Below are 24,064 nucleotides of genomic sequence, written 5' to 3' on the forward strand. Positions count from 1 at the left end.
GCGAGAGGCGAGAGGCGAGAGGCGAGAGGCGAGAGGCGAGAGGCGAGAGGCGAGAGGCGAGAGGCGAGAGGCGAGAGGCGAGAGCCAAATCTCGTCACGATGACCGGCGTTCCGTCGACCCACAGCTTTCTGTCCTGACAGCCGAGGACACTCGACCGTCAGACCGGGTTCAAACCCCTGAAACCCACTTCCGACCGTCAGACCGGGTTCAAGTCCCTGAAATCCATTTCTGCAGAATCATCGTTACGAGAAATCCCGCGATGCAGAACATGACCCAGCCGATATTGCCGAGCGTGGCCACGAACACGGCGTCCATCAGGGAAATACCGGCGATCATGCTGACCACGGCTCGCGGAATATCGCCCGAGTGCCTGCGCCTGAGATATCGCATGACGACCAGTAGCCAAGCGATCAACAGCAGCAAGGGCAGGAAGACCAGGCTGTCAATGGATGCGCCGTACAATCCGAACAGGACCGGTGTGAGCAGAAACAACAGTGGCCACATGTTTCGGACTTCGCCGAGACTTTCCTGCTTCGCCGTATACGTCAGTCCGATCAGATAGCACAATGAAATGACAGCGCCCGCGTAGAGTAGCGCATCTGGTGTGCTGGTGTAGCTCAGGCCTGCCGTGAGGTACACCAGTAGCCTGCAGGCGCCCATGATGACAGGGCCCAGCGTATTTCCCTTGTGCCATGCATTGTAGAGAGTGATGGTGGCACACAGGAAAAAAGCCGCGATGACAGCAGTCCAGCCTCCGCCCTGGATTGACAATGCGCAGGCGCTGACCAGCAGGATGGATAGCGCAAGCATGGAGAAGCCGGCGATGAAAACACTTCTCCTGCTGACTTTGCCAGAGGGTATCGGTCGTTCAGGACGCTTTCGTGAATCGATCTCGGCATCGAAGGCATCGTTCAGAAACATTCCGCCTGTATAGGCAGATGTCATTGCCAGCAGCAGCACGGGGAAACGCCAGTCAGCAACGGCTGCACCTGACAGCAACATACCTGCTGCCGTGTTTGTCCAGGCAGTTGGCAGATTGGATACCCGGCCGAGCTCGAAGGCGGTTCTTGTCGTCCAGCTCAAGACAGAGCCTCCATGACCCAGCGCATCTCGCGAATGATGGCCTGATCAACGGATTCGGTGCGCAGCTCAGGCGGAAGTACATCCCAGGTGTAGGTCTCGACTTCAAGGTGTTCACTGACAGGTTTCAGCTTGTGCCTGTTCAGTACGGCTTCCACAAAGGTTTGCGTGGAAGAAAAGTCCGCCAGCTCTTCCAGAAAGATCGGAACATGAAAGTGCACTCGCCATTCCCGGCTTTCCTGGCTGTCGCCCAGTTGCTCGATGGCCTCGGGCAGGTCTGTGAAGCGATTGAGGGTGCCGTCGTGATACTCGACAACCTGATGCAGATACACATTGTCGATGTACGGTTCAAGACGACCTACCGTATCGGCATTGACATCCTTCAACCGCAGACCGGAGCTTATCTGCAATTTGCCCACGGTGATGTTGGCTGATTCAAGCTTGGTCAGGCAGGCTGCAGGATCCTCGAATTCAACCGCAGCATGGCAGAGGTCAAGACAGAGGGTCAGGTGTTTCTGCAAAAGGTCCCGGGCGGTCTGTTTGCTGGTAGACAGCAGATTAGCCATCAGCGCGGCGGAAGTCTCGCCAAACAGCTGCTCGCTGAAGAAGTGGACACTCTCGTCAATGGTTTCCAGGTAGCAGCAAGGCTCGGGTTCCAATGCAAGGGACATGAACCTGCCAGTGTCTTCATGAAGCCTTGCCAGGTGAGCGGCGTGCCTGACCAGATTGTCGGCCATCTGACGAACATCATCGAGACTGATGACTCTTGCCTTGAAGGCTCCGGGGACTGTGCTGATACTGCCGTTACAGGCCTCCGGTAAAATGCGCGCAAGGACATTCGCCAGTTGATTGGTGTAACGCAGTCTCTCTTCATCCATCCAGTCTGGCAGGTAGACGTCTTCTTTCACCCGTGTACCGTGAAAGGGGCCATAGGGAAAGCCATTGATGGTGAATACGTAGAGATTGTTCTGGTCGAGGAATTGGCGGAATTCGTGCAAGGCATCCGTCCGGTCCAGATCGTCGACTGCTGCTGCCGAGAGCCTCAGGCCGATTCCGAATGCTTCTCCGGGTACCAGTGCGTCACGAATGCCGGGGATGTAGCGCTGCAGGTTTTCTCGCACTGCCTGCCAACTTTCACCTGCATGGATGTTCGAGCAATAACCAAGGTGGCTCAGGCTGCCTGATGCATGAACGAGTTTCACTGAAGGTTCTGTTCCAGCGTGGATGGAGTAGGCCACTACAACATAAATACGTTTGGATTAAAACCATCACATGAGTATCATCTCGCCATGAACAAGACACTCGTGATATTGGTCGTCGGTCTCAGCCCTGCGCTGGTTGGCGAACATACGCCTCATCTGTCGGCACTTGCCAAACGCGGTGGCTTGAGGCCGCTCAAGGCAGTTACGCCAGCAGTGACCTGTTCAGCGCAGAGCACATTGCTCACCGGCAAATTGCCGGCCGAGCACGGTATCGTCGCCAACGGCTGGTATTTTCGAGACTTGTCCGAAGTGTGGCTCTGGCGTCAGTCCAACAAGCTGGTAGAAGGAGACAAGATCTGGGATACAGCGCGCCAGAAAGACAGCCGCTTTACGTGTGCGAAGATGTTCTGGTGGTACAACATGTATTCCACCGCCGACTGGAGCGCCACGCCCCGGCCCATGTATCCGGCTGATGGTCGAAAGATCCCCGATCACTATGCCTACCCACCAGAATTGCATGATGAGCTGGATGAGAAGCTCGGGCAGTTCCCCTTGTTCAAATTCTGGGGGCCCGCCGCGGATATCACGTCGAGCAAGTGGATCAGCGATGCTACCCGGTATGTCATGGATACGCGCAATCCGACATTGACGCTGACCTATTTGCCACACCTTGACTACAACCTGCAGCGACTGGGGCCGAATCTGGATCATCCCGATATACAGAAGGATCTGCAGGCAGTGGATGAGTTGTGCGGAGAGTTGATTGCCACCGCCGACAAGCAACAGCAGAACATCATCGTGGTGTCAGAGTACGGTATCACGCCGGTAAGTGACGCTGTGCACATCAATCGGGAACTGCGACGAGCCGGGCTCGTCAAGGTTCGCAACGAGCAGGGGCGAGAGCAGTTCGATGCCGGCGCATCCGATGCGTTTGCCGTGGCAGATCATCAGGTAGCACATGTCTATGTCAACAACCCGGATGCACTGGAGACAACCAGAACCTTGCTGGAAAACCTGGACGGCGTTGAGCATGTACTGGACGAGGAGGGGAAGAAGGCCTGGGGATTGAACCATCCACGTTCCGGCGAACTGGTTGCGATCTCGAAGGCTGACCGCTGGTTCAGCTATTACTACTGGCTGGATGACGCTCGTGCACCGGATTATGCCCGTACGGTCGACATTCATCGGAAGCCGGGTTACGACCCTGTCGAATTGTTTGTCGACCCGGAAATCACATCTCCCAAGGCTGCAATCATCTCGCGACTGGCCAGAAAGAAGCTGGGCTTTCGTACTCTGATGGATGTCATATCCCTGAAGGACACCAAGCTCGTCAAGGGAGCACATGGCCGACCGACCGACAACCCTGAACATGGCCCCCTTGTGATCAGCTCACTGCCGGACCACCTGCCAGAGGGCGAGGTGAAATCAGTGGATTTCAAGGATCTGGTCTTGCAGCATATATTTGCCTAGGCTCAACCGGGTGGGACATTGCCCGGAGACCCTGAGGTTGCATTTGTCCAGGTGGCCACGGGCTATCTGGACCGGATCAACGTTGCCAATTCCGATAGATGCGGATGGAGTCAACGTGACTGCGCAGACTATCATGCTGATAAGGCAATTCTGGCACCACTATCATTGGCGTGCGCGATCCCATTGAATGTCCTTCGATCAGAAAACCGGTGACCTGTTCATCGCGAACATTGCTCAAGATCACTGGAGGAGGTGGGCCTTGAATAGGCCGGTAATCGCGGTCTGAAAGACGGCCGGGGTCGTGTGGAAGCATTCAGAGAAGGGTAGTCAGGACGGGCCTGCACAGCTGATTCATCTCTGAAAGAGCCGCCGGAGCAGTAGCGTGTCAATCATGAACACGCTGCCCGTGCCGCTCTTGCAGAGGGGTCTCAGCTCACTTGTTCACAGAGAAGAGCATCGATCATCTGCCGATGTTCGGTCATGTAGATCTTGAACCATTGGGTATAGTTTTCGGGGTGCTGCTCGATCTGCAACAGGGTTTCCGGAATGGTCATCCACTGAACATCACAGACTTCGTTTCGGTTGTAGTTCTCTACATCGTTGGCTTCATCGAATTGCCCATAGAAACAGTGAACGAATTCGTTTTCGAACAGTTCGCCAACACGAGCCTGATAAGAGATTTCCCCGAATTTTTCGACCGGAACCTGCCAGCCCAGCTCCTCTTTCTGACGCCGGTCAGCGCATGCCAGGTAGCTCTCATTCCACCGTGGATGAGAGCAGACGGTATTGGCCCACAGGCCGCCGGAATGATATTTGGTCTCGGCCCGTTTTTGCAGCAGCATTCTGTTGCCGTTGAAGACGAATATCGAAATGGCAGCATGTCGAATGTTGTTGAGGTGTGCATCCAGCTTCCTGATCGGATAGGCAGCCGTGTCGTCCTCGACACTGACTGCGGTAATCAGATCATCCAGATTGCTATCGATGATGCGGTTTTTCAACATGAGGTTTTATACTGCTACTCGATGATGAGCTTGTTCAGTGTGTGCTTGTCAGTATATTCCTCTATGACAGGTTCGCGTCCGCCTCGCAGCACGGAATTTCCTTCGTACAAACCGCGTTGGTCAACAGGTGGTGGATTCAGCCAGTCATCTTCCTTCATCTGGCCACTTTGCCCATAGGCATCGAGTGCATTCTGGTAACAGACGAGCTTGACGTGTTCCTCGGGTATGCCACGCTCCAGCGCGAGAGCGGCTGTTTTGGCTACACCCAGTGGTTCCGATATTCCCCAGTCACAGGCTGAATCGACCATGATTCTTTCCGCACCGTATTCGGCCAGAATATCGACCATGCGACTGTTGCCCATCTTGGTGGACGGGTAGATCGAAAATGCTGCCCAGAATCCCCGGTCGAGCACTTCACGCACGGTCTCTTCATTGTTGTGGTCAACGACGATTTTTGAAGGATCCATGCCGTGTTCGATGCATACGTCCATGGAGCGCGAGGTGCCCCGTTTCTTGTCTCTGTGTGGGGTATGGATCATCACCGGCAGATCCAGTTCCTTCGCGAGCTCGAGCTGCGCTCTGAAGTACTTGTCTTCCAGCTCGGTCTGTTCGTCATAACCGATTTCGCCGATGGCCACCACACCCTCTTTCAAGGCGAATTGCGGCAGTATTTCCATCACCGCTTCCGCCAGCTCCTCGTTGTTGGCTTCCTTGGAATTGAGGCCGATGGTGCAGTAATGTCGGATACCGAATTGACCCGCACGAAAGCGCTCGAAACCGATGATCGACGACAGGTAGTCCATATAGGTCGCGACATGAGTGCGGGGCTGACCCAGCCAGAAGGCTGGCTCGATGACAGCGACAACGCCTGCCTTCGCCATGGCTTCGTAATCATCCGTAACGCGAGAAATCATGTGCGCGTGCGGGTCAATGAACATCATGTGCTGATTTCCTGTCTTGTGCTTGATGTCAACGGAGAGGCATTGAGCCTGTTATCCGGGTTGATTGGTCTGTTCGATGATAGAGTCCCACGAGAGTTCTTCGTTGGCAACCGCGCTGACTTGTTCGGGGTAATTTGCAAGCAGCTTCTCAGCCCGTGGATCCGGGCAGCGGCTCAACGCCAGTACGGCTCCCTGATGCTCCAGTGGAAGTCCGGATTCCAAAACCTTTTGCAGGTCGTCAAGCATGCTACCCCTGGCGAATGGGCCCACACAGCGCCAGAGCTCCGGTGTCACCGGACGATGGGCTGACCAGCGTTCATGAGCGTAGTCACACAGTATACGCGCCAGTTCGGGGTTCGCTCTTTCATCGAGTCCCTGAATGGGATGCAGGGTGCTGTCGACAAACAATGCCTTGAGTACCATGTGGTTCCAGCGTAATTCTGAAAAGTGCTTCGCTGGATAGGGGTTGTGGTGTGCGATAGCCTCGAAAACAGCGCGCATATTGGTTCGCAGACCTTCGCCAATCTGCTTGTCCAGTTCATCCGATTGAGGGTAGAGAGCCGTTCCCCGATAAAGGCAGATGGATTCACTCAGATCGGCTGTCTGGCACATGGATTTGAACAATGCGGCAAAGTCTCGATTGGTCTGTTGAGAAATTCTGCAGAGAAGCAACACTCTGGCAGCCATGTCCAGGCTCCAGTCGGAGAGATTCCAGCCATTGACAATGGCATCTGCTGTGGCATTGTCCTGTGAGGAGGCCGCCAGGTCCTGACGACCCAGACGTCTGGGAATGAGACCGAAGGTAATGTGGATATCCCGCAAACTGTCATCGCTGTGCAACAGGTTGAGACGTTCCTGCAGCCAGTCGTACTGGTCAGCGGGCAGGCGTTGCATCAACAGGGCATCTAGGAAGTCCGGAGCTGTTGTCGTGTTCATTGCTGGCGGTGACAGGTTCAGTGGGGCGAATGACGTTACTGGCTACGACGTTGCTTCAGCCATTGGATGGCGTTCTCGACCAAGGCCGTATCGATTTCGTGTACTTCGATGCCGCGACCCAGAGCGCTCAAGAGGGTGATGGTCAGCTCACCCCCGAGATGTTCCCGGAAATCGGTCAACCCCTGTATGACATCCAGTTCGCCAGCGACGTTTCTCGTTTCCAGTGCGGGGTGCCACAGTTTGAATCCGAAATGTTCGAGCAGGAAGCAGATGCGCTGTTCGCTACCTTCGGGTAACAGGCCTCGCAGTACCGAGTAACGTGCATCCAGAGCAATACCGATGGCTACGGCTTCACCGTGACGCAGATGATATCGGGTCAGCGTCTCCAGGCGGTGCGCGGACCAGTGTCCGAAATCCAGTGGTCGCGCGCTTCCGGATTCGAAAGGGTCACCGCCCTGGCCAATCTGAGCCATATGCAGTTCAGCGCAACGCTTGATCATGTATTGCATGGAAGCCGCATCGAATGTGGCCAGCTTGTCGGCATTCTCTTCCAGCCAACCGTAGAATACAGGGTCTCGAATCAATGCAACCTTGACGGCCTCCGCCATGCCTGCCACCTTGTCTCTGGCAGGTAGCTGCTCAATGAATGCGTAGTCGTTGAGTACGGCAAAGGGTGGACAGAACGTGCCTATGTAGTTCTTCTGGCCAAACAGATTCACCCCGTTCTTGACACCGACTCCCGAGTCGTTCTGGGACAGTACCGTGCTGGGTACACGAACATGCCTGATACCGCGATGAGATGTGGCGGCTACCAGACCAACGGCATCGAGCAGTGCTCCACCACCGATACCCATGACATAGGAGTGCCTGTCGACATGATGATCTACAATCACCTTTTGCATTTTTTCCACGAAATGCAGATCGGATTTGATGGTCTCTCCCCCCGGAACAACAGTCGGTTCTGTCACGAGTTCCAGCTGTTCTGCGTGCACCGTGGCGTACTGTGCAATGTCTGCAATCAATCGTGGCTGTGCTTCTGCCAGGCCTTCATCAAGAAAGACCACGAAGCGATGACGTTTCAGTGGCTCGAGATGACTCAGGGTTTCTGCAAGCAAGGGGTTGTCGGGATTGAAAAGGTTCTGTGTAAACGACACAGGGAATCGGTAGGGCACACTGAACTCCTGCCAGGAGGTCGAATTCTGGAGGATGGGAGCCTGTCGGAGGTCTTCAGTCATCAATACTTCCTGTCAACGTTCGGGGTAGGAATGGCCGGATAACCCATCTATCCCGGCTTGCAGGGTGAATTCCTTCATCATAGTCCTGAACCAGGTAGAGGCATAGTCGCAGGGGATAACCAGCAAGAGGTACGCCGGGAAACTGTGACAATATGTCTTGCTTGTTGTAAGTTTGGGTCAATTGATAATGCCTGAGGCGACATTGAAGTACATCAACCTGGTTATCTGCATCCTGATGTTGATCTTCATCGGAGTTCAGTACAACGATCCAGACGGGCCGTTGTGGATGGCGATCTATGCTGTGCCTGCTTTCTGGGCTGCTCTGGCGTTTTTCAACCAGCGCTTGTTTCAAGTGCTCGTCGCGAAGAAGCTGATGTTGGTGTCGCTGATCGCGGCCTTGGCTGGCATGGTGTATTTCTGGCCCACGTCATCACATTGGTGGGCAAAGGATGTCTGGTGGGAAACCGAAACCGCTCGGGAAGGCATGGGCATGATGATTGTCACGATTGCCTTGCTGACCAGCTGGGCGGTCGGAAGAGTCCGATAGGGTCACGACGGCGCCCGCTTGAGTTACTCGAAGGTTACCTGTGCGATGGTGTTCTGCGTCGTCGGATTGCATCCTGTCGAGAAGAAAAAACCCTCGGTAGATTACCGAGGGTCGATGGTCTTCCCTGACCAGTGGCCGCTCGACGCTGAGCATCCTTGCTTTACCGGACTCCTCCCTGATCCGGTGTTCTTCCGAAACACGCCGAAGCTGCCTGCAACATCCTGTTGCGAGTCAACGCCTGGATTGCTGGAACAATGCCATTCGCTGTTACAGCGCTCTTCCCTGAACGCAGATTCATTGTGCAAGGACATCGGTGCCACGACTATCGGAAATGGCTTCTTCTCTTGTAGGAAATTTCCGAATTCAGCGAAAGCGTGATGCAGTATTCATATGCCAGGCGCGAGTCAGTTGGCGTCTGGAATGGAGGGTTTCTTGAGGACGCCCTGTCGGGTGGTGGGCAGGGTCTTGTGAGACTGATATGTTCCCGGAAACGGAAAAAGGCCTTCAGTGAAACACTGAAGGCCTGGTGCCATCCTTGGCAGCGGTGGGATTGGCGTTGAGCGTCATTGCTCGTTCCAGCTCCGTCCATGAGCTGGTGCTCATCCTGAGTATGCCGTTCCCACCTGCAACATCCTTTCTTCGGGTCTTCCTTGGCCTTGCTGCTAGAGACCGTTCGGATCCGTCCGAACATTGCCACGATCTTCCCTGACCGCGATTGCATTGTCGGTAAATTCCGGCAGCTCTTCTATCGGAAAAGGCTTCTTCTCTTGTAGGAATTTTCTGATTGCGACAGAACTGTGATGGAGCTGACATCATATTTGTCAACAGGTCGTGGTTTCCCACCGCACGGGGTCGGACCATGACTTTCGGGGTCGGACCATGAGCTCGAGAAATCGAGAATCAGCTCACAATTTGATCTGACGGGGTCGGACCATGAAAAGTGACGGGCTCGAAACATGAAGCCGGGAAGCCGAAATCAGGCGTCGGTTCTGAGCTGAAGGGGAAATAGAGGCCATGAGGGCAATGCCCTGTGACTCACAGGGCATGCCTTTCGTCGTGTAGGACGGACCAACAACGAGCTCTGAGCGTTTAACAGGCCGAAATCAGGGCGTTTCTGCAGCAGATAGGGGTGAATTTGGTGCCGATTTTCACGAAAATGTATGTTAAAACATGGCCTTATGGTGGTCCGACCCGTGGGTTAAAACATGGCCTTATGGTGGTCCGACCCGTGGGTTATGTGCGTTGGCGTTCCTGGTGGGTGAAGGCGGCGAATTGCCAGTGACGGATGGCGAGCAACATGGTTGTACCGTGTTTCAGGTCTGTGTCCAGTTTGCGGTCATCATTGGCCAGGTCGTCGAACAGCGTGCCAGCAGCCTGCAGACGCTGTACCAGCAGGTTGAAGGTGTGGTGGGAGATGTCGCCGCTGCGTGCAACCAACTCAGCGGTTTTGCCATTGAAATCGCCATCAAGGAACTCTCCCTGCACCTGATGCCGGAAATAACGCTCTATCGGTCCGTCCGGCTGCCAGTGAAAATTCGGGCTGATCAGGGGGCGAATCCGGTTGCCGGGTAGAAGCTCGGCGACTCGCATGCGATCCAGTTCTGCCAGTCGTTGTATGCACTCTGCCTCGGTGATGTTGTATTTGTCCAGTATCTGCTCGAAGCGCCAGTGGTTGACGACACAGTAGGCAACCAGCAGCAACTGGGGATCGCCCACCAGCCGCTCTTCCTGCTCAATGGTCAGCTGCTCCAGTACTTCCCGGCCTTGCCTCGCCAGGTTGGCAAGTTCAGAGAAGTCCAGTTCTAGGATTTCGCACAGTTCGTCGAGTCGTTTCAGCGTGAAGTTGCCATTGGCAAACATCTGCTTCACTGCCGACTCAGACAGGTTCAAGCGTGTAGCAATCTCTTTGTAAGCGATGCTGCGACGCTTGAGTTCCCTCTTGAGTGCGTCAACCAGTCGTCCTGATTGTTTCATGACATCAAAGTGCTGAATTGTTGTACTGGATGGGTAGTTTAGCTGCACTTTTACGACCAAAGTTGTCTCATGCAGACCGATTGACGAGACTTCATCCTGCTTTCAACACCAACGGAAGGATGGACATGAAGTTATTCACACGAATTTCAGCCACGCTCAATGCCGGCGCGGAATCGGCGGTCTCCCGCTTCGAGAACCATGAAGCGATTGCAGAGAGTGTATTGAAGTCGATTCGTCAGAATGCCTCGGAAGCCAGAGTGAGGCATCAACGAGTGGTCAGAGACGGGCAGGATCTGCGGCGTAGCATTCAAAATCTGAATCAGCAGATCGAACAGTGGAGCAGCCGGGCAAGAGCGTGCGCAACGGATGATGAAAGTCGTGCATTGGCTTGCCTGGAGAGACGCGCCTCGTGTCGCAAGCAATTGGCGCAGGCGGAAGAGGCCTTGCGCCAGCACATGGCACTTGAGGCTCGTGCCAGTTCGGATCTGGAGAAAATGCAGACCAGATTGGAACAGGTGACATTGCAGCGTAATCAACTGAGGTCGCGAGAATCGGTTGCCAAGGCGACCAGAGCATTGGATGCGGTTGATGGTCAAGGGTCTGCCGGAATCAACGAACTGTTCGAACGCTGGGAGGTGGTCATTGGCGAGTCGGAAATTCTCAGTGAAGCGGCAGCTACCACAACGGACCCATTGGCGCGTGAATTCGAAAACGAGGAACAGTGTGTTCAATTACGAGGTGAGTTGGAAGAGCTCCTGCACGGAGACTCTGATGACCATCAATGAGAGCGAGTACACTGTCAAGTTGTCTCGCCGCCAGATGACGATGGAGGGACCCCACAGGCCAGATTTCATGACAGGGCCAGGTGAATTCGATTGTGAGGATGATCCTTCACAGGAAGTAGCGCAGGATGTTCACTCTGTTCTGGATGAAAACTGTACTGCCGATGTTCCCCCGAAGTCGGCAATCCTGCAGTCGATCATTCGTTCCATGGTTCGTACCTCTACACTGGCCGGAGCCATACGTTTCTGCGGTGCAGGCATGATTGTCTTTGCCCTGTCTCTGTTCCTGATGCAGGGAGTCGATGCGGCCAATGACCTGCAGCGATTTTTGCTGTTGCTGATTCAGACTACCTTGCTGGGAGCCTCCGGGTTTGCAGTCGGATATCTTCTGAAGGAACCCAGAGGTGCCAGAGTATTCTTTTTAATTGCACTGATGTCGATACCGGCCAATCTGGCTGTGTTGGGGGGCATGATCTATTCTGTTGTGCATGCCGGGGAGTTGACGACACACTATCCGGAATATGCAAACTGGCACGCCAGTAATCTGGTCGAGATACTGACAGCGATGGCCTCGGGTGCCGTTGTACTTGCCCCGATGGCGTTTTTCGCGTTTTCCGTATTTGCTCGACAATCGCGGGTCTGGCTCACCGTCGCCTACCTTCTGGGCTCCACAGTTCTGCTGTTGCCTGTGCGAAGCATGCTCCCGGCAACCCTCATTGCAGCATTGCTTGCCACGGCGCTGATCCTGCTGATTCGGCGACATGGCTCTTCTCGGGACAAGGTCATGACGGGGGAAGAAAGACTCGCCAGGCTGCTGTTGTTCTTTCCACCTGTGTTGATACTTGCTCGCTCGGCGACGCTGTACGCCAGTGAGTTCAGCATGCTGGTGTCGCTGTTCAGTATCGTTTATCTGTTAATGAGGTTCTGCTGCAAACAGTGGCATTCACCATCGTGGTTCGCCAATTCTGTCCACCTGCTTACTGCCCTGGCTGCAACTTGCCTGGCTGGCTTGTACAGTTCTCTGCTGGCAATTGGGCACATCAATACCTCAGTCAATCTGTCATTCTGTCTCATCCTGGGAGCCTTGTTGCTGGACTTGTCGAGACAGGTGTCGAGTTCATCGGTTCGCTGGTGGATACACGTCGGGTGGGCGCTACTCTGTATCCCTGCGCTGTTCAGCTATCAACTGTTCCTGGGCGGTGCAAGCTCGCTGGTAGTGACGCTGTTGATTGGAGTACTGATCGTGGGCTCCGGCGTCATGACCAGACGTCGACTGGTCACTGCCGTTGGTATATTGGCGCTTCTGGGCAGCGTGCTACTGCAAGGGAGGTATATGACTCACATGCTGATGACCAGCAACTGGATGACACTGGCTCTGGTGGGTGCTGTGATAGTAGTGACAGGTTCCTTGATAGAACGTTATGGTGTTTCCGGGAAGCTTGGATTGCAGGCGTGGTTGAACAGGCCGGAATCAACACAAATGTGTCAGTCGTCATTCACGGAATCGAAAGATGTCAGGCTCGCCTTGAAGCAGAATGATGAGAAACGACGGGACATGGCAGCCTGAATGCCAGTTCTGAACATTCAGGGGAGACACACTCACAATGGTTGTGTCTCCCTTGTTCGTTTGCCAGAACCTGGCGTGTAGCCGGATTACTGTCTGGTCGTGCCTTACAGCATCATCTGGTAACTGGTGGGTACATAGCGATACCCACCTTCACCACGAGTTTCCACATAGCCCATTCCGGGAAACGGCATGTGATAACCCACGAAAGGCACCTTGTCGGTAGCAAGCATGTCGAATACCGTTTTCCTGGTCGCTGCTGCCTTGGCCTTGTCCATGTCGAATTTCACTTCCCATTCGGGGTAGGCCAGTGACCAGACGTAATGATTGGCCGTGTCTGCAACCAGAGCAAGCTGTCTGCCGCCGGATTCAAGCATGTACATCATGTGCCCTGGCGTGTGGCCGGCTGCTGACATACCGGTTATACCGGAAATGACCGAGTCACCATCTCCGATGAACTCCATCTTCTCCGCCAGCGGCTGAACCTTGGCCTTGAATCCCTCGTTATCCATCTTGGCCCAGGCGTCGTATTCGACCTGACCGGTCACATATCGGGCATTGGCGAAGGTGGGTGTCCCGTCATCCCCGGCCAAGCCACCGATGTGATCTCCGTGCATGTGCGTAATGACCACGACAGTCACTTCATCGGGTGATATGCCGGCTGCCGCCAAAGGTGCCGTGATGCCGGCGGGGTTCAATCCGGTGTCGAAGAGAATGACATCGGTGCCACTTCGGACCACGGTGGGTGTGAAGAAGAATTGCGCCTTGTCGGTTGGCAGAAAATTGGCTTCGCTGACGGTCTGAAACTCTTCTTCGGAAACGTTCATGCCAAAAATGTTTTGCGGTGCGTCTACCGTGCGAGTTCCTGCCAACAACGTGGATACTTCGAGGTCTCCCATCGTGAAAGTATTCTTGATCGCATTGGGCTGAGCCTCACTGGCGTGGCCATCAGCATGCGCGTCTTTCAGGCCGGCAAACACTGTGGCGGTAACTGGCAAGGCCACTGAGGCCGCCAACATCCGTCTGCGACTGATAACGGGCTGGGTCTGCAGCGTGGTGGAAGTCAGGTGTTTGGTCGTCATCTGCTTGTTCTCCATCAGGATGTTGTCTGTAGGTCGGAAAATTGTCGCACAGGTGGGGCAATCCTGATCGTATACGGCAATCACGTGATGGCAGATGATCAGAATAGCTCGCTGACCGCTTTGACAATGAAATGGCAGAATGATTCTGCAGACCTTTGCGATAGTTGCGTCAGGCGGGGTATGAACGATTCTGGTGAATCGGGTGAATCGGGTGAATCGGGTGAATCGGGTGAATCGGGTGGTTCGGTCGATTCGGGTAGATCAGGTGCTTCCCGCGCTCGACGACATTCACTCGCCTCTGTTGAAGTGTATGTCTCGAATGAATTGCGGGCGCATGAGCGACCTGGTGCCCTTCCGGCATGCCAGTTTAGACTGTGACGTTACTTTCGGAGTGGCAGTAGAAATGCGAAGAGCAATTACTGATCGGTGCTGGTGGCGTTTGCCGACGGGCAAAGACAATACGATTGCCGATGTCGCGGGCGTTAGCGTCGGTGAGGTGTCGATATATGACGAAGAGACCGTTTGCACCGGAGTGACGGCTGTACTGCCCCATGGCGGGAACCTCTATCGGAGGCCGGTACCTGCCGGTGCCAGTGTAATCAATGGATTTGGCAAGAGCATGGGACTGATTCAGTTGCAGGAGCTGGGTGAGATCGAATCTCCGATTCTCCTGACCAACACGTTTGCTGTACCGGTTTGTACCAGTGCATTGACCAAACGGGCTATCGAGAGAAATCCGGAGATAGGCCGTTCCGGCGCGACCGTCAACCCGCTGGTGCTGGAATGCAATGATGGGCAGGTCAATGACATCCAGGCATTCGCCGTGTGCGAGAAAGATGCAATGAGGGCACTGGATACGGCGAGTACGACTGTCAGGCAAGGCACGGTGGGAGCCGGAAGCGGTATGCGTACTTTCGGTTTTGCCGGAGGTATCGGTTCAGCATCCAGAATCGTCGAACTGCCAGGCGGCAGCTCGTTCACCCTGGGCGTTCTGGTGCTGTCGAACTTCGGGCAGCCATCCCGATTGCGGGTATTCGGCAAGCACGTGCCGATTGAAAAAGGCGATTTGCAGGAGGGTCGGGAGCCGTCGGAGAAAGGCTCGATCATCGTGCTGATGGCAAGCGATGCGCCGTTGGACGCACGGCAGTTGACACGGCTGAGTCGTCGAAGTGGTGCCGCTCTTGGCAGCCTGGGAAGCTGTTATGGGCATGGCAGCGGAGATATCGCGGTGGCTTTCTCAACGGCCAATGTGATTGAGCGTGGAACACAGGATGTTCATTCGACCAGTCGTCTTTGCGAGACTCGAATGGATGCGTTCTTCAATGCGGCTGTTGAAGGCACCGAGGAGGCGATTCTCAATGCTCTGTGGCATGCCGAACCGCGTGTCGGCTACGATGGTTCAGTGCTGCCGTCATTCAGAGAGGCGTGGCACGAAGCGTCAGGTGGGGAGACTTGAGCGCATCGTGAGGTATCCGCCCAGCCCAAACCAGGCGGAGCGATTACCATGGCACCCCTCAATCGGGTTGATAGGCCTGATCGAAGAATCGTTGCTCGAGCGCGACGGTGCGACTGAAGATATCCTCGACATGAGATTGCTCTGTGTCGTCGAGTGTGGCCCATACGGTATCCAGCTGTGTTCGCAGGTAGCTCACGACGCCTTCGAAATCAGGTCCAGCATGCAGGCTTATCCATTCGGCAAAATAGAAGGGTAATGTATCGGCCGGCGGGTTGAATGGTGTTGCCCACTCCAGATAGCTCCATTCGGCAACAACCAGCACCGCGATCATGCGAGCGTAAGAGCCCGACAATCGTGCCTCTGTCATTATGGCCTGAAAATCCTGCGTGACTGACCAAAGCTGCGGATGTCTCCAGCGTTCTTCACTGACGCCCAGAGCGTCGAACGAGCGCAGGAAATAGGTGTTCTCGGGACCGGTAATGACGGCCAGAAACTGCGCCAGCGGCACAGAATCCTTCAGTGTGGGTGCGTGCGCGATGGCAGTTGCGGCCAGACGAACGAAACCGTCGATGAAGGAATAGTCCTGAATCAGGTATTCGGCCATCCGGGCATTGGGGAGGGAGCCTTCGGCAAGCTCCCTGCAGAAGGCGTGTTGTGCGATGGATTGCCAGGCAGTGGCATTCGATTGCTGCAGAACGTGTGTGGGGGACATGGAATGTTCGAGGAGCGCGTCAGGTACCGGCATCAACGATACGCTGACGGTTGAGGGAAGATTTGCTTTCGGTGAGTATCAGAATACCAGTCCTTATCTGTTGGAGGAACCAGCAGGAGAGCGGTCGCAGCGCGATACCCATGCTGTCGACATTCTTCAATCTACACTGCCATGGTCCTGCTGGAACATCTCGACATGACTACCCACTTCATCGATATCATCCTTGAATCTTGCCAGATGAAGGACGGCATCTCCCTCATGGACCACCGGTAGTTCCATTCTGCCAATGATGACACCGTCGTGCAGAGAGCGGATCTCGTGGCGAGTGCCTTCGGAAGCGGATGCGATATGTCCCACGATATCGCCCTTGGACACCTGTGCTCCGAGACCGACATCGGCTCGGAACATGCCACTCTCCGGTGCTCTGATCCAGCGGCTGCTGCGAGCGACAAAGGGATCTTTCACCTTGCCTCGGGAAGCACGAGTGGCAGGCAGCATGTCCAGTGCTCGCATGACGTTCAGGATGCCGCTGACACCGGCGCGGATTGCCATGTCGTTGTAACGAAGTGCCTCACCTGCCTCATAGAGCAGGGTTGGGATACCCATTTCACTGGCAGACCCGCGCAGGGAGCCGTCGCGCACTGATGAATTGAGCATCACCGGAACACCGAACTGTCTGGCCAGTCGTTCGGTTTCAGGGTCGTCCAGATCTGCCCGGATCTGCGGCAGATTGGTACGATGACCCGAGCCGGTGTGCAGATCGATGCCATGAGTGCATACGGACACGATTTCCTGAATGAACAATTTTGCGAGGCGAGCAGCCAGAGATCCGTTGTCCGATCCCGGAAATACCCGATTCAGGTCGCGGCGATCGGGCAGGTAGCGGCTGACGTGTATCAGGCCGTAGGCATTCACCACGGGAACAGCAATGAGTGTCCCCTTTATCCTGCTCAGTGTTCTGGATGCCAATACCTGACGGATGATCTCGATGCCATTGAGTTCGTCCCCATGAATGGCAGCGCTGACGAACAGTACCGGGCCGCTACGCTTGCCATGCAGTACATGCACCGGCATGTAGATGCCAGTCTGTGAGCTCAGGTCAGGCATGGGCAGATTGATCAAACGCCTGTCGCCGGCAGCGATTTCGTTACCAGCCAGAATGAACGGATCTCTCATTTATCAGCCCTTGCCTCGTGTTCTGGTTAGGGTAGCTGGATTGGTGTCTTTTGCCATATGTTTTTCCATGAATTCGGCCTGCATGCTTGCAATATTCAGGGACGTTGCCCCTGCTCGTCGCACTCCAGTGCGTCTTCGTCGGGTCGCCTTGTCGGACGGGCGTACGCGGACTCTGAGTATCACCTTGTTTTCCGGTCGATCCACTAGTTATCCTGCTTTTTTCGACGTGGCCGTTTTGGCAGGGCAACGCGATATTTGAACTCGCTGATGACATCGCTGATCAGGTCCAGGCGGTCTGTGCGCACCGGATGAATGGCATAGACGCTACGTGGAATGGGTGCAGCGTCACGAACCAGAAATACCTCGCCGCCCTTGATTTCATCCGCGATTTCGCGCCAGGAAAAGTAGGCTGCACCACCGAACTCCAGAATGAAATCCAGCGCAACACTGGCGTTGGCGATTCGTATGGCGGGCTCCGGGGCATCGGGATAGAGTCGGCGATGCTGGAGCGCAGCACTCAGTCCCCAGTCGACACTGATGTAGCCATCTGCCATGGCCTCTTCGACAGTGACGTCCGGACGGGTCGAGGCCATGACCAGCTCCAGTTCTGCCACTTGCACTATATTGATGATATCGATCTGGGGAGGTTCCAGAATGAACCCCAGATCAAGCTGTCCGTCGAGAAGCTTGCGAATGAGTGTCTCGGGAGTGTGGTATTCGAGAATGAGGGCCAGCTCCGGATAGGTGCGGTGCACATCGTGTACCCACTCCTGCATTCCGGCATCCCAGACCCGGATAGTACCGCCCACGGCAAGCTGGGACGCTGTCTGTCCGAGTGAGACATCATGCCGAGCCTTGCGCCACTCCGCAATGAGGCGTTCCGCATAGCGTTTGAAGCGGTGCCCTTCCGGTGTCAGGTCGATCTGCCGCTTCTGACGGATGAACAAGGGCACGCCCAGCGTTTCTTCGAGCAGTTTGATTCTGGAACTGACAGCCGCCTGTGTTACAAACAGTTCTTCGGAGGCCTTGCGGAAATGCCGTAATCGCTCGACTTCAAGAAAGGTTCGGAGCAGCTCTATGTCCATGAACGACAGTTGATTTCAGGAGACAAGCCTTGAAGCATATACCTTACCGAATGCTTCTGTGTGTTGAATCAGGCTCTGGGGATGAAGCGCTGCGTCAGCGGTAGTCATAGCCATCCATCATCGTTCGGAGTGTGGCAAGTGGTTCGGTCTTCTACAGTCATTTGTAGTGTCGAGCTCGCTCCCGGGCGGTAGTAAGTGATTGCGAGTATTGACGTTCTGCTCTGCTGCGATAACCTCACGACTTGCCGCGCTGGCACTTGAGAGCGTCGCCCAGGGTACGAGCACTCCAGCCGATCATGACACCGATCAGCAGTACCAACCCGATCAGCACTGAACGCGGGATTTCGAAGCGCCAGCGGAGAAACTGGATATCGACCAGGCCGACATTCTGCGCACTGAAGATCACTACCATCAGAAACAGGATCATGGATATGCCTATTCGGGTGCGAAGATAGTTTGTATTCATTCGAAAGGTATCGTTGTTGTCGCGGTAGTGATTCTGTTGATTCCTGGATGACAGGCCCTGTGTGCCTGCCTGAACACGTTCATGGCACGGTAGCGGCGCATCGCGGTTGTATGGAGTAACGGGTCGAGAATTGTCGCCATCTGCGCGATCGATAACAGGTGAATGCACCTCAGTACTCTTCCCAACCCGGACCTCGAGACACATCGGAAGTTATCCGATTGCCTTCCGTTTTGTTTCCGGGGATGCGTCCTGTGAATCTCTGGTTGGGTGGGTTCCAGCTTGTTTCCGGTCGGTTGTCGAGTGGCGCGAATGATCGGGTAACACCTTCAACAAGTAAAATTGAATAAAATTGTGACAATGATAAAAATAATTTGTTGATAGGTGTTTGTGTACCACCATGCCTTGAGCGTATGGTGAAGGGTTCAAGCTGCAGTCGAGTCGTCTGCAGACATGCATCAATGGCGAAGAGGTTCGAATCTGACGCAAGGCAATATTTTGTTACGGCCTCTATTTTTCTGAGATTCGGGGCAGTGGCTGACCATCATCGTTTGCCAGGGTAGTCGGAGACGTCATTGCTTGTTGTCTTGTAGCCGTTCGACGATCAACTGTGCGTAGAGGCATGGCAACATGGCGAATTCACCCGACAACCCCATGGTGACGAACGACGGAATCAAGGTTTTGCCCTCGCGGATTGTGGCGGTCCCCACCGGTGTACCGGTGTTCATCGGCTATACCCGCAAAGCCGGCGAGGCTGATCAAAGTCTGAGCGGCAAGCCCGTTCGGATTGCATCGTTCGGCGAGTTCGAACGGGTGTTCGGGGCAGGCCCTGATCCGGTGCTGACGATTGATGAATTCTCTTGCGATGAGACCGGGGAACCGGCCATGGCTGACGGTGCCGCTTCCTATACCTTGCGTCGAGTGACGCCTGCATTCCATCTGTTTCAGAGTCTGGAGTTGTTCTATCTCAATGGTGGCGAATCCTGCTACATCATCTCGGTTGGAGACTATGGGGAGGTACCTGCAGCAGCGACATTGATCGCAGGATTGGAGGTGCTGGAGAACGTGGCAGAGCCCAGTCTGGTTCTTGTTCCTGATGCCGTGTCTCTGGATTCCCTGAGCGAGTGCGTCTCGGTCCAGCAGGCAGTACTGGCTCATTGTGCGCGAAGCGAGGGTCGGTTTGCCATTCTTGATATTCCTGAAGGCTATCGCTCACGCGACGACGGCAAGGATTGCATCGGGCAGTTTCGCGGAGCACTCGGTATCAACCACTTGAGTTACGGTGCCGCCTATTATCCGTGGTTGTACTTGAAGCCATCGCTGCTGCCTGACCCGTCATTCCGTAATCTTGATAGCGAGAGTCGCATGACCTTGGGCAGAATCATTGGCAAGGAGCAGGACAAGGAGCAGGACAAGGAGCAGGACAAGGAGCAGGGTAAGGAGCAGGGTAAAGAGCGAGGACATGAATCGGACGCCGGTCTTGGAGAGGCAGTCGCTTGTGACGCGGAAGTCGACAGCGATGCTGACTTTGGAGATATTCAGGCATTGTCAAACCGACTGATCGAAGGACTTCAGCTGGGCACTTCGATAGAGATAGACGGGGATGCTGGCAAACTGGAGCTCGCGTTGCGCGAACGCAGCCTTGCCTATCGGCAGTATGTTCGCAAGTGCCGGGAATTGCTGTCGCTGGTGCCGCCGGGAGGGGCAGTTGCCGGACTCTATGTTTCCGTTGACACTGGTCGTGGAGTCTGGCAATCACCGGCCAATGTCAGCTTGAACGGAATATCGAAACCTGCGGTACGTCTCACCGATGACGATCAGCAGGATCTCAACAATACGCCCCAGGGAAAGTCCATCAATACCATCCGGTCTTTTGCAGGAAGAGGTGTGCTGGTATGGGGAGGTCGAACGCTGGATGGCAACAGTGATCAATGGCGCTACATCAGTGTGCGTCGAACGGTGATCATGGTTGAACACTCGATTCGTCGTGCCTGCCAGGCGTATGTATTCTCGCCCAATGATGCTGGTACCTGGAACGCGATGAAGTCAGTGATCAACCCGTTTCTCGAGGACATCTGGCGGCAAGGGGGATTGAGGGGGAGCAAGGCGGATGAGGCTTATGCCGTACGTCTGGGACTGGGAGAGACCATGACCGAGCAGGACGTCCTGCAAGGGCAATTGCACATTCAGGTGATGATGGCATTGTTGCGTCCGGCGGAATTCCTTGTCATCACCATTACCCTCGATATGCAAACCCATTGATCTTGAGAGAAATCGGCACCGGCGTGTTTATTGAATTCTGGTTATCATTCCACCCCGATTGAGCAGAGTGCTGGTCCGCCACGACAGGATCAGATGCCACCATCAGGAAAGAATGAATGTTGCAAGAAGCAGGGTTGACTCACGAGCAGTTTCTGGAGCGTGTAGCGGTGTTGGCGAATGAGGCTCTGCAACTCTGGCCACTACCGGCTGGAGCAACGGCCCGTTTGATCAATTTGTCCGAAAATGCCACCTTTCTAGTTGAGGCTTCTGGTGGTTACAGGTCTGTTCTTCGCGTACATCGGCAGGGCTATCATTCACGGCAGGCGATTCTGTCTGAACTGGCCTGGATGATGGATCTGAACCAGAACGGGCAGGTGCCAGCTCCTGAATCCATTGCTGGTCGTAACGGTGAGGTAGTGCAAGAGTGGAGCGTTGATGGGATGCCGGGAACACGCTATCTTGTACTGTTCAAGTTCATTGAGGGAATTGAGCCGCACCCGACACAGGACCTTGTATCCTCCTTCGAGGAGCTGGGCGAGATTGCGGCGCGTACTCATCTGCACTCACTGGGCTGGCGTAGACCTTCAGGGTTCGAGCGTCTCGTCTGGGACCTGGCAGCAGTTTTTGGTGATGAACCGATATGGGGTGACTGGCGTCACGCACCCGCCATGGACGCTGAATCTATGGAGCTATTGGAGCACCTTCAGGAGCGTATCATTCAACGATTACAGCAATACGGAACCGGTAGCGATCGCTATGGCCTTATTCACGCAGACATGAGATTGGCCAATCTGCTGATTGACAACGGGGCGACGCGGCTGATTGATTTTGATGACTGTGGATCAGGGTGGTTCATGTACGACTTTGCTGCGTCGATCAGTTTCATGGAGGATCACCCGCAAGTTCCCGCCTTGAAGGAAGCATGGATTGCCGGTTATCGTAGAGCCCGCCCATTGACCGACGATGACGAAGCCGAGATGGACACCTTTGTGATGTTGCGGCGCCTGGCCTTGTGCGCCTGGATAGGGACTCACAGCGAGGTCGATATTGCAAGGGAGTTGGCTCCTGTTTTCGTGCCGGTGACGGCGGAGCTGGCAAGACGCTATTTGCAGCAGGAGTAACGCATTGCGACGTCGGTCGGATATTGGGGCAGCGATTCCGAGACAAGGACTGGTTCTTGGTACGGAAAGCGGCCGTTGCGGTGCAGTTTGTTTCGCCTGTTCATGCGACATTCAACAATCATGAGGGCAAGATGCTTGAGTCCTTATAATGACTTCGGTGTCGGTGTCGGTGTCGGTGTCGGTGTCGGTGTCGGTGTCGGTGTCGGTGTCGGTGTCGGTGTCGGTGTCGGTGGCAGGCTCATCGATCCGTGTGAGCACTGGCGCCTGTCGTGTTGAGATTTCAAGGGGGAAGGGCATGCAGAGAGTACTGGTTGTGGGGGCAGGACCGGCCGGACTGACCGTTGCGCTTGAACTTGCCCGTCAAGGCTTGAAGCCGGATATCATCGAGAAGAACCCGGTTGGATCGACTTTTTCCCGTGCTGTCGGTCTGCTGCCATCGAGCATGCAGATTTTCGAAGCTTCCGGAGTGGCGGAAACGATACGACGGGAGGCCATTGTGTTTGAGGCAGCCGTTTTTCATGTCGATGCGAAACAGACAGCCCGTGTGTCACTGCTTGCGGAGAGTGGTCAGAAGTCGATGTTGTTGGGTCTGGCACAAGACCGAACGGAAGCCATTCTGAAAACTGCCTTGCAGAATGCAGGTGTCACGGTTGGACATGGCGTCGAACTGGTATCACTTGATCTGAAGAAATCTCACGCCATAGCCACATTGTGTTCCGGTGAAGGAGGCAGAGAGGTCAGGGAATACGATCTGGTGGTCGGGGCCGACGGTGTGCGCAGCAACGTTCGCAGGAGTCTCGGGATGGCGTTCGAAGGCTTCGATCTCCCTGAGTTGTGGTCCATTGCAGATATCGATGTAGAAGGTTGGGACACATCCGTGTTCAGTGTGTTTCGCATGTCGGGTGGGCGTGTTGCGGTTGTTGCACCACTGGAGAAGAATCGCGTACGCGTCATCGCCAATACGGAAGACGCTGTCAAGAGCTTGCCCGTGCCCATCACGGTCACCCGAACCCGTCGAACAGCTACATTCAGAATCTCGGTGCGACAGGTGCCGCAGTACAATCACGGGCCTGTATACCTGGTTGGAGATGCGGCTCATTGCCATTCACCGGTTGGCGGTAGAGGCATGAATCTCGGGATTTCCGACGCCGCGGATCTGGCCAGACGAATTATCGAAGGCGATCTGGAAGGCTATGGTGTCACTCGCCATGCAGCCGGGCGAGATACCATCAAGTTCAGTGAGCGAGCACGCCGTGCGATGACAACCCGTAGTCCTGTCGTGAGGTTCGTGTTGTCAACGATGCTGAAGCTACTCGAGCGACACGACAGATTGCGGGAGCCTTTGCTTCGACGGTTGCTTGAATTACGCTGATTGCCGGGAGTTTGCCGGGAGTTTGCCGGGAGTCAGGCAAGAGTCAGGCAAGAGTCAGGCAAGAGTCAGGCAAGAGTCAGGCGGTCGAATCTGATTTGGTTCCTCCATGAGTAAATCACCAGCGCTGATGCGAAGACGGGAAGAACGCATTCCAGCCTGATAACATGGAGGTTCGATCCACGAATATTCATTTCCCTAAATCCATGATTCACGTTGTCGCAATTCTTACCGCAAAGCCAGGCAAGGGCCCCGAGTTGCTGGAGGCTATAGCGAAGGTGGTGCCTCAGGTTCACGCAGAAAAAGGCTGTATCGAGTATCAACCGGTTACGGATGCAGAAAATGCAGGGGCATCGCAGGACAAGGTCGGTCCTGATTCACTGGTTGTCATTGAAAAATGGGACACGCTAGACGATCTCAAGGCGCACTCCGCTTCCGCTCACATGGCTGCATTCGGCAAATCAGTGGCAGACATCATGGTTGGCAAAACGGTCCACGTTCTCGATTGAATGACAGAGGGGCTTTCCCGAGGCAGGGTTTCCGGCAGGCTCGCAATTGAGTCATCTGCCAAGGAGAGAGGCTGTTCATGCTGGCCTCCGCAGCTT

Annotated in this window: 22 protein-coding genes; 10 read left to right on the forward strand and 12 right to left on the reverse strand. The window is 55.0% G+C overall.

The window, feature by feature from the left end; all coding sequences use genetic code 11:
* Positions 1–208: 208 nt before the first annotated feature.
* Entirely contained in the window at positions 209–1,084 is an 876-nt protein-coding gene (locus tag ACUNV4_RS28145; protein WP_430882000.1) for a UbiA family prenyltransferase, read from the reverse strand.
* A complete protein-coding gene (gene eboE, locus ACUNV4_RS28150; RefSeq protein WP_430882001.1) occupies positions 1,081–2,283 on the reverse strand; it encodes a metabolite traffic protein EboE in 1,203 nt (400 codons plus the stop codon). The genes ACUNV4_RS28145 and eboE overlap by 4 nt, the downstream gene beginning before the upstream one ends.
* A gap of 87 nt (positions 2,284–2,370) precedes the next feature.
* On the opposite strand from eboE, the gene ACUNV4_RS28155 reads away from it, so the two are divergent.
* Positions 2,371–3,753 (forward strand): alkaline phosphatase family protein, encoded by a 1,383-nt coding sequence (locus ACUNV4_RS28155; RefSeq protein WP_430882002.1) that lies wholly within the window; start codon positions 2,371–2,373, stop codon positions 3,751–3,753.
* Between the two features lie 428 nt (positions 3,754–4,181).
* On the opposite strand, the gene ACUNV4_RS28160 is transcribed toward ACUNV4_RS28155, so the two are convergent.
* From ACUNV4_RS28160 to ACUNV4_RS28175, 4 genes are read right to left on the reverse strand one after another with little or no spacing between them, the layout of a single operon-like run.
* Entirely contained in the window at positions 4,182–4,754 is a 573-nt protein-coding gene (locus tag ACUNV4_RS28160; RefSeq protein WP_430882003.1) for an isopentenyl-diphosphate Delta-isomerase, read from the reverse strand.
* A gap of 14 nt (positions 4,755–4,768) precedes the next feature.
* Complete coding sequence (locus ACUNV4_RS28165) at positions 4,769–5,695, reverse strand: TatD family hydrolase (RefSeq protein WP_430882004.1); 927 nt, start codon at positions 5,693–5,695, stop codon at positions 4,769–4,771.
* A 51-nt stretch (positions 5,696–5,746) separates the two neighbouring features.
* Entirely contained in the window at positions 5,747–6,631 is an 885-nt protein-coding gene (locus ACUNV4_RS28170) for an EboA domain-containing protein (RefSeq protein ID WP_430882005.1), read from the reverse strand.
* Positions 6,632–6,666: 35 nt separating this feature from the next.
* Positions 6,667–7,866, reverse strand: a complete 1,200-nt coding sequence (locus ACUNV4_RS28175; RefSeq protein WP_430882006.1) for a 3-dehydroquinate synthase — start codon at positions 7,864–7,866, stop codon at positions 6,667–6,669.
* Between the two features lie 202 nt (positions 7,867–8,068).
* Here ACUNV4_RS28175 and ACUNV4_RS28180 point away from each other — a divergent pair, with 202 nt between their 5' ends.
* Complete coding sequence (locus ACUNV4_RS28180; RefSeq protein WP_430882007.1) at positions 8,069–8,413, forward strand: transmembrane 220 family protein; 345 nt, start codon at positions 8,069–8,071, stop codon at positions 8,411–8,413.
* A 1,233-nt stretch (positions 8,414–9,646) separates the two neighbouring features.
* Here the strand turns inward: ACUNV4_RS28180 and ACUNV4_RS28185 are convergent.
* Positions 9,647–10,387: a helix-turn-helix domain-containing protein gene (locus tag ACUNV4_RS28185; RefSeq protein ID WP_430882008.1), complete on the reverse strand. Its 741-nt coding sequence runs from the start codon at positions 10,385–10,387 to the stop codon at positions 9,647–9,649.
* Between the two features lie 125 nt (positions 10,388–10,512).
* Here ACUNV4_RS28185 and ACUNV4_RS28190 point away from each other — a divergent pair, with 125 nt between their 5' ends.
* Complete coding sequence (locus tag ACUNV4_RS28190; protein WP_430882009.1) at positions 10,513–11,172, forward strand: PspA/IM30 family protein; 660 nt, start codon at positions 10,513–10,515, stop codon at positions 11,170–11,172.
* Between the two features lie 67 nt (positions 11,173–11,239).
* Complete coding sequence (locus ACUNV4_RS28195) at positions 11,240–12,736, forward strand: hypothetical protein (protein WP_430882010.1); 1,497 nt, start codon at positions 11,240–11,242, stop codon at positions 12,734–12,736.
* A 104-nt stretch (positions 12,737–12,840) separates the two neighbouring features.
* Here ACUNV4_RS28195 and ACUNV4_RS28200 read toward each other — a convergent pair whose 3' ends face one another.
* Complete coding sequence (locus ACUNV4_RS28200) at positions 12,841–13,815, reverse strand: MBL fold metallo-hydrolase (protein WP_430882011.1); 975 nt, start codon at positions 13,813–13,815, stop codon at positions 12,841–12,843.
* Positions 13,816–14,149: 334 nt separating this feature from the next.
* Between ACUNV4_RS28200 and ACUNV4_RS28205 the strand changes: the two genes are divergently transcribed.
* The gene (locus ACUNV4_RS28205; RefSeq protein ID WP_430882012.1) at positions 14,150–15,271 is read left to right on the forward strand and encodes a DmpA family aminopeptidase; all 1,122 of its coding nucleotides are present in this window, start codon (positions 14,150–14,152) and stop codon (positions 15,269–15,271) included.
* Positions 15,272–15,329: 58 nt separating this feature from the next.
* Here ACUNV4_RS28205 and ACUNV4_RS28210 read toward each other — a convergent pair whose 3' ends face one another.
* From ACUNV4_RS28210 to ACUNV4_RS28225, 4 genes are all read right to left on the reverse strand, one after another.
* Positions 15,330–15,983: a TenA family protein gene (locus ACUNV4_RS28210; RefSeq protein WP_430882013.1), complete on the reverse strand. Its 654-nt coding sequence runs from the start codon at positions 15,981–15,983 to the stop codon at positions 15,330–15,332.
* Positions 15,984–16,139: 156 nt separating this feature from the next.
* Complete coding sequence (locus ACUNV4_RS28215; protein WP_430882014.1) at positions 16,140–17,159, reverse strand: succinylglutamate desuccinylase/aspartoacylase family protein; 1,020 nt, start codon at positions 17,157–17,159, stop codon at positions 16,140–16,142.
* Positions 17,160–17,362: 203 nt separating this feature from the next.
* Positions 17,363–18,244, reverse strand: a complete 882-nt coding sequence (locus ACUNV4_RS28220) for a LysR family transcriptional regulator (protein WP_430882015.1) — start codon at positions 18,242–18,244, stop codon at positions 17,363–17,365.
* Between the two features lie 235 nt (positions 18,245–18,479).
* Positions 18,480–18,710 (reverse strand): lipopolysaccharide assembly protein LapA domain-containing protein, encoded by a 231-nt coding sequence (locus ACUNV4_RS28225; RefSeq protein WP_430882016.1) that lies wholly within the window; start codon positions 18,708–18,710, stop codon positions 18,480–18,482.
* A gap of 627 nt (positions 18,711–19,337) precedes the next feature.
* Between ACUNV4_RS28225 and ACUNV4_RS28230 the strand changes: the two genes are divergently transcribed.
* The 5 genes from ACUNV4_RS28230 to ACUNV4_RS28250 all read left to right on the forward strand — a co-directional run bounded on the left by ACUNV4_RS28230 (position 19,338) and on the right by ACUNV4_RS28250 (position 23,968).
* Positions 19,338–20,969: a phage tail sheath family protein gene (locus ACUNV4_RS28230; RefSeq protein WP_430882017.1), complete on the forward strand. Its 1,632-nt coding sequence runs from the start codon at positions 19,338–19,340 to the stop codon at positions 20,967–20,969.
* Between the two features lie 116 nt (positions 20,970–21,085).
* Positions 21,086–22,090: a phosphotransferase enzyme family protein gene (locus ACUNV4_RS28235; protein WP_430882018.1), complete on the forward strand. Its 1,005-nt coding sequence runs from the start codon at positions 21,086–21,088 to the stop codon at positions 22,088–22,090.
* A gap of 135 nt (positions 22,091–22,225) precedes the next feature.
* Complete coding sequence (locus ACUNV4_RS28240) at positions 22,226–22,366, forward strand: hypothetical protein (RefSeq protein ID WP_430882019.1); 141 nt, start codon at positions 22,226–22,228, stop codon at positions 22,364–22,366.
* Between the two features lie 19 nt (positions 22,367–22,385).
* Positions 22,386–23,462, forward strand: coding sequence for an FAD-dependent oxidoreductase (locus ACUNV4_RS28245; RefSeq protein WP_430882020.1), 1,077 nt, complete (start codon positions 22,386–22,388; stop codon positions 23,460–23,462).
* Positions 23,463–23,665: 203 nt separating this feature from the next.
* Positions 23,666–23,968 carry a putative quinol monooxygenase gene (locus tag ACUNV4_RS28250; protein ID WP_430882021.1) on the forward strand — a complete coding sequence of 101 codons (303 nt, stop codon included), beginning with the start codon at positions 23,666–23,668 and terminating at the stop codon, positions 23,966–23,968.
* Positions 23,969–24,064: the final 96 nt, after the last annotated feature.

Source organism: Granulosicoccus sp. 3-233, assembly GCF_052681095.1.

What these genes read in the sequence shown, in the direction of transcription:
- ACUNV4_RS28160 (WP_430882003.1), bottom strand. Translation starts at nt 4,754, where the DNA reads ATGTTGAAAAACCGCATCATCGATAGCAATCTGGATGATCTGATTACC.
- ACUNV4_RS28155 (WP_430882002.1), top strand. Translation starts at nt 2,371, where the DNA reads ATGAACAAGACACTCGTGATATTGGTCGTCGGTCTCAGCCCTGCGCTG.
- ACUNV4_RS28195 (WP_430882010.1), top strand. Translation starts at nt 11,240, where the DNA reads ATGACAGGGCCAGGTGAATTCGATTGTGAGGATGATCCTTCACAGGAA.
- ACUNV4_RS28235 (WP_430882018.1), top strand. Translation starts at nt 21,086, where the DNA reads ATGTTGCAAGAAGCAGGGTTGACTCACGAGCAGTTTCTGGAGCGTGTA.
- ACUNV4_RS28220 (WP_430882015.1), bottom strand. Translation starts at nt 18,244, where the DNA reads ATGGACATAGAGCTGCTCCGAACCTTTCTTGAAGTCGAGCGATTACGG.
- ACUNV4_RS28175 (WP_430882006.1), bottom strand. Translation starts at nt 7,866, where the DNA reads ATGACTGAAGACCTCCGACAGGCTCCCATCCTCCAGAATTCGACCTCC.
- ACUNV4_RS28190 (WP_430882009.1), top strand. Translation starts at nt 10,513, where the DNA reads ATGAAGTTATTCACACGAATTTCAGCCACGCTCAATGCCGGCGCGGAA.
- ACUNV4_RS28205 (WP_430882012.1), top strand. Translation starts at nt 14,150, where the DNA reads ATGAGCGACCTGGTGCCCTTCCGGCATGCCAGTTTAGACTGTGACGTT.
- ACUNV4_RS28165 (WP_430882004.1), bottom strand. Translation starts at nt 5,695, where the DNA reads ATGATGTTCATTGACCCGCACGCGCACATGATTTCTCGCGTTACGGAT.
- ACUNV4_RS28245 (WP_430882020.1), top strand. Translation starts at nt 22,386, where the DNA reads ATGCAGAGAGTACTGGTTGTGGGGGCAGGACCGGCCGGACTGACCGTT.
- ACUNV4_RS28200 (WP_430882011.1), bottom strand. Translation starts at nt 13,815, where the DNA reads ATGACGACCAAACACCTGACTTCCACCACGCTGCAGACCCAGCCCGTT.
- ACUNV4_RS28185 (WP_430882008.1), bottom strand. Translation starts at nt 10,387, where the DNA reads ATGAAACAATCAGGACGACTGGTTGACGCACTCAAGAGGGAACTCAAG.
- ACUNV4_RS28225 (WP_430882016.1), bottom strand. Translation starts at nt 18,710, where the DNA reads ATGAATACAAACTATCTTCGCACCCGAATAGGCATATCCATGATCCTG.
- ACUNV4_RS28250 (WP_430882021.1), top strand. Translation starts at nt 23,666, where the DNA reads ATGATTCACGTTGTCGCAATTCTTACCGCAAAGCCAGGCAAGGGCCCC.
- ACUNV4_RS28170 (WP_430882005.1), bottom strand. Translation starts at nt 6,631, where the DNA reads ATGAACACGACAACAGCTCCGGACTTCCTAGATGCCCTGTTGATGCAA.
- ACUNV4_RS28210 (WP_430882013.1), bottom strand. Translation starts at nt 15,983, where the DNA reads ATGTCCCCCACACACGTTCTGCAGCAATCGAATGCCACTGCCTGGCAA.
- ACUNV4_RS28215 (WP_430882014.1), bottom strand. Translation starts at nt 17,159, where the DNA reads ATGAGAGATCCGTTCATTCTGGCTGGTAACGAAATCGCTGCCGGCGAC.
- ACUNV4_RS28230 (WP_430882017.1), top strand. Translation starts at nt 19,338, where the DNA reads ATGGCGAATTCACCCGACAACCCCATGGTGACGAACGACGGAATCAAG.